Origin of the sequence: uncultured Campylobacter sp. (assembly GCF_938017615.1) — a bacterium.
Classification (GTDB): Bacteria; Campylobacterota; Campylobacteria; order Campylobacterales; family Campylobacteraceae; genus Campylobacter_B.
In genome coordinates this window covers 1-3,502 of the sequence record NZ_CALIJA010000141.1, presented here as the reverse complement: position 1 = coordinate 3,502, position 3,502 = coordinate 1, and the positions used below count along the sequence as shown (strand labels likewise).

5 protein-coding genes are annotated in these 3,502 nt (G+C 50.0%); all 5 read left to right on the top strand.

Annotated features, from left to right (window positions below; translation table 11 throughout):
- Positions 1–153 precede the first annotated feature (153 nt).
- Positions 154–771 carry a TRIC cation channel family protein gene (locus Q0620_RS07285; RefSeq protein WP_298784118.1) on the top strand — a complete coding sequence of 206 codons (618 nt, stop codon included), beginning with the start codon at positions 154–156 and terminating at the stop codon, positions 769–771.
- Positions 768–1,937 carry an acetylornithine transaminase gene (locus Q0620_RS07280; protein ID WP_298784116.1) on the top strand — a complete coding sequence of 390 codons (1,170 nt, stop codon included), beginning with the start codon at positions 768–770 and terminating at the stop codon, positions 1,935–1,937. Before Q0620_RS07285 ends, Q0620_RS07280 begins: the two co-directional genes overlap by 4 nt.
- On the top strand, positions 1,934–3,031 hold the full coding sequence (locus Q0620_RS07275; protein WP_298784114.1) for an SAM-dependent methyltransferase: 1,098 nt from the start codon (positions 1,934–1,936) through the stop codon (positions 3,029–3,031). The genes Q0620_RS07280 and Q0620_RS07275 overlap by 4 nt, the downstream gene beginning before the upstream one ends.
- Complete coding sequence (locus tag Q0620_RS07270) at positions 3,031–3,357, top strand: hypothetical protein (RefSeq protein ID WP_298784112.1); 327 nt, start codon at positions 3,031–3,033, stop codon at positions 3,355–3,357. The genes Q0620_RS07275 and Q0620_RS07270 overlap by 1 nt, the downstream gene beginning before the upstream one ends.
- The coding region (locus Q0620_RS07265) for an RsmD family RNA methyltransferase (protein ID WP_298784119.1) at positions 3,350–3,502 on the top strand (153 nt) is incomplete at its 3' end. The genes Q0620_RS07270 and Q0620_RS07265, both read left to right, overlap by 8 nt.

Here is a 3,502-nt window from a genome sequence, read left to right as displayed (position 1 = left end):
CTCGTAGAATTTTAATTCGCCGCGCTCAAATTTTACCCGCCGCTTTAAATTTATACCGCAGCGCCTAAATTTCTCCCGCTCGTCGCGCTTTACCCAAATTTATATTTAGTTGTTGTAAAATGCGTTTTTAAAAGGATTTTAGCGGTTTGTGATATGAGTATTTTAGAGTTTACGGAGTGCGTAGGCATCGCTTCGGCGGCGCTTAGCGGGTTTTTATTCGGCGTAAAGAAGGGCTGCGATTGGCTTGGGATCTTTATCGCGGCGTTTTTGACGGCGCTTGGCGGCGGGATCATGCGCGACACCTTGGTAAGCCGCGAGATCTACTCGTTCACGCACTACGCGCCCGTAACCATCGTGCTTGTGGTAAGCGCCGTAGCTATTTTTGCCAAACTTTACGAGAACCGCGATTTAGAGGGTAAATTTTTATTTATTCTAACCGATGCGATCGACGTCGTAAGCTTTTCGATCGTGGGAGCGATGGTTGCGCTAAGCTACAATCATAACGTTTTCGGCGTGGTGCTAATCGCATTTTGCAACGGCGTGGGCGGCGGCATTTTGCGCGACGTACTGCTGAACGAAGTGCCGTGGTTTTTGCATACGGGGCTTTACGGCACGATAAGCATGGGCGTGGGCTTAATATATTTCGTGCTTGATGGATTGGGGCTTAGCGGCGCCTTTTCGGTGATTATTTTGCTGGTTTTGGGAGTTGCGTTTCGCATGGTAGCTTATTACAAATCTTGGCATCTGCCTAAAGTGGAGTACAAACAATGAACTATTTGATGGATAATTTCGCGCGCGTAAACGTGGCGCTGGTAAGAGGCGAGGGCTCGATAGTCTATGACGAAGCGGGCAAGGACTACGTGGATTTCGGCGCAGGCATCGGCGTAAACTGCCTAGGGCACGCAAACGAGATCGTGCTGGAAGCGATCGGCACGCAAGCCGCACAGATCATCCACGGCTCGAATATCTATAGAATTCTGCCCCAAGAAGCCCTGGCTCAAAAGATTAGTGAGCTTTTGGGGTATCGCAGCTACGCCGTGTTTTGTAACTCTGGCGCTGAGGCGAACGAGGCGGCGATCAAAATGGCGCGCAAATACGGCACCGTAAATTTCCCTAATAAAAAATTTGAAATTCTAACTCTGCGAAATTCCTTCCACGGCCGCACGCTAGCGACGCTGCAAGCTACGGGGCAGGAGAAATTTCATCCGGAAATTTTTGCGCCTTATATGCCCGGGTTTAAATTTTTCGACGATATCGAGGAGATCATCGCGCATATCGATGAAAACAGCGTCGCCGTGATGATCGAGCTCGTTCAGGGCGAGGGCGGTATCAAGCCTTTGGATAGGGCGAGCGTGCAAAAGCTGGCGGCTGTTTTGAAAGAGAAAAAGCTGCTTTTAATCACTGATGAGGTGCAGTGCGGCGTATATCGCACGGGCGAGTTTGCGACGTCGCAAATTTACGACATCCGCCCCGACATCATCACCTTTGCCAAAGGGCTTGCGGGCGGCGTGCCGATCGGCGCGTGCGTGGCGCAGCAAAACATTTTCGCTCCGGGCGAGCACGGCAGCACCTTCGGCGGTAACTTTTTGGCGACCTCTACGGCGCTTGCGGTGCTTTCGCAGCTTCAGTTTTTAAAAGCGAGCGGCAAGCTTGATAAGACTATAAAAAGATTTATCAAAAAACTAGACGGGCTCGCCGCAGACTATCCTAGCCTGATCGAAAAGCGCGTGGGGCTCGGTCTGATGCAAGGCCTCGTGCTGCGCGATGAAAAAAATCTGGGCGAGATCTTTAACAAAGCCCTGCAAAACGGACTTTTGATCCTAAAATCCGGCAAGCGCACCCTTAGATTTTTGCCTGCGCTAAATATCAAAAAACCGGAGATCAAAGAGGGCTTTGCGCGCCTGCGCAAGAGCCTGGACGAGATAGTGCGGGCGTGAAATTTAGCGATTTTTTTGAGAGTTGGCTAAACGAGAGCTACTACGCAAATGCCGCTAAAATCGGCAAAAGCGGCGATTTTTACACCGCCGTGAGCGTAGGGAGCTTCTTCGGTATCTGCATCGCGCGCGAAATTTTGCGCCTAAGCGCGGATTTTAGCGCGACGCAAGAGTTAAGCCTAGACGCGGCGGCAAGCTCGGGCGCATCGCATCAAAACATTGCGGTTAATCCTGACGAACTAAATTTAGATGTCGCGCTCGCAAAAAAATCGCAAAATAGCGCTAAAATCGCTATCGTAGAGATCGGCTCGCACGACGGGCGTCTGCTTTGTGACATCGCGCAGGCGATTTTTACGCTGGGCGGTGCGGCGGCACTTGATAGATTTAGCTTTGCGATCATCGAGCCGCACGAGCGTCTGCGCGAGCTACAGCGGGCGAGCTTTGCGGAGAGCTTCGGCGGCGAAATCGTGCCAAAGCATTTCGCAAGCGCGCGCGAGGCGAAATTTAAAGATGCGATCTTTGTGGCAAATGAGCTTTTCGACGCCTTTAAATGCGAGGCGGTGGACGGCGAAAATATGCTTTTTATCGAAAGCGGCGCGGCAAAATTTGCCCCCATAAAAGAACGTGAAATTTTGACCATTGCACGCAGATTTGGCATCTCGCGCGGCGAAATCCCGGTCAGATACTTTCGCTTTGCGCGCGAAATTTGCGCCAGCGCGCAGCGGTTTTATTTCATCGCCTTTGATTACGGGCAGATGGGCGCTAGCGGCGATTTTAGCCTGCGGATTTACCGAAATCACGAAGTTTTTAGCTTCTTTGAGGTGCAAAACTTGAGCGATTTTTACGGCAAAAGCGATCTTACCTACGACGTAAATTTTGAAATTTTACGTGCGGCGTTTGAGGACGCGGGCGCCGTGACGGCGGATTTTAAAAGACAGATCGCGGCTCTCATAGACTTCGGTGCGGTCCAGCTTTTAGAGCTTTTTATACAAAAAAGCGGCGAGAAGGGATACCTAAACGCGCTTTTGCAGTTCAATCACCTGCGCGCGGAGTTTGGCGAGAAGTTTAAGATGATAAAATTTAAAAAGGGGCTTTGATGAAAGCTTTTATCGATTGCGACTGCGAAATTTTGCAAAAGACGCTGGAATTGTTTTTAAAAGATCATGCCGCAAGTGCGCAGGATTGCGACTTTGTGATAAGCGATGAGCCGCAAAGCTCGACAAAACCGCTCTTTTTGATCGGCGAGGACGGAGATTTGGCACTACCGTTTTCAAAGAATACCTTGCTATCGAAGCTAGAGGATTTTCAAGGCTCGCTAAAGCAGGATCTTAGCGAATACGACGCGGCGGAAGAGGAAATTTGCGCACTATTTGATGAGTTTAAGGTAAAAATCATCGAAATTTTAAGAAGGCAAAATGGCTAAATTGTCTAAGCTCGGCGGTACGCTCTTTACGCAAATTTCAAGCGGCATTTATAAGGGCAAAAAGCTCGCTCTGCCCGCACTTTCGAGCACGCGTAGTACGAAAAGCATCGTAAAGGGCTCATTTTTTGATACGTGGCGGGCGGAG